Source organism: Colwellia sp. TT2012 (assembly GCF_001440345.1).
Lineage (GTDB): Bacteria > Pseudomonadota > Gammaproteobacteria > Enterobacterales > Alteromonadaceae > Colwellia.
On record NZ_LJYX01000121.1, the window covers coordinates 1 to 837 of the forward strand.

An 837-nucleotide genomic window follows, 5' to 3' on the forward strand; every position below is an offset into this window, starting at 1 on the left:
CCTCGCATCGAAATGGTCTTGCGCGATGGCCCTGCGGCCATGGTGGCATTGCGTGATGCGTCGATTGCGCGCTGGTTCACAGCTGATTTTGCCCAGGCTCATCCCGAACAGGCCAAGCGGATTACCGACATGCTCGCCGCGACAGATCCGGCAGGTTATGCCGCCCACTGTGGCGCGGCGCGCGATGCTGATTTGCGTGAGCAAGTATCGTCGTTCACCGTGCCGACCCTGGTGATTGCCGGAACCCAACACGCGGTAACGCCGCCGTCTGGCAGCCGTTTTATCCAGGAACAGGTGGGCGGCGCCGAATACGCCGAGTGCCACGCAGCGAACCTGTCCAACGTACAGGCCGGTGCTGCGTTCAGCGATCGGGTACTGACTTTCCTGCTGGCTCGCTGAGGACGCTCTTGTGGACGAAAAACAACGTTACGCCGATGGCCTCAAGGTGCGTCGTGAAGTGCTGGGCGATGCGCATGTCGACCGCAGCCTCAATGCCTTGACCGAGTTCAACAGCGAGTTCCAGGAAATGATCACCCGCCACGCCTGGGGGGATATCTGGACTCGGCCGGGCTTGCCACGGCACACCCGCAGCCTGGTCACCATCGCCATGCTGTTCGGCATGAACCGCAATGAAGAGCTCAAGTTGCACCTGCGCGCCGCCGCCAGTAATGGCGTGAGCCGCGCCGAGATCAAGGAAGTGCTGATGCAGAGCGCGATCTACTGTGGGATCCCGGCGGCTAACGCGACGTTTCACCTGGCGGAGTCGGTGTGGGATGAACTGGGTGTCGAGTCCCGCAGCTAATCTTCTGTTCTAAAGCAGGCCATGGGTGAGCGTCA

Annotated in this window: 1 protein-coding gene and 1 pseudogene; both read left to right on the forward strand. The window is 61.6% G+C overall.

Features of this window, described 5'->3' with window-relative positions; genetic code table 11:
* Positions 1–399, forward strand: a pseudogene (locus ASU03_RS19050) (hypothetical protein); the annotation flags it as partial.
* Positions 400–409: 10 nt separating this feature from the next.
* Positions 410–802 carry a 4-carboxymuconolactone decarboxylase gene (pcaC, locus tag ASU03_RS19055; RefSeq protein ID WP_057833288.1) on the forward strand — a complete coding sequence of 131 codons (393 nt, stop codon included), beginning with the start codon at positions 410–412 and terminating at the stop codon, positions 800–802.
* The last annotated feature ends 35 nt before the right edge of the window (positions 803–837 follow it).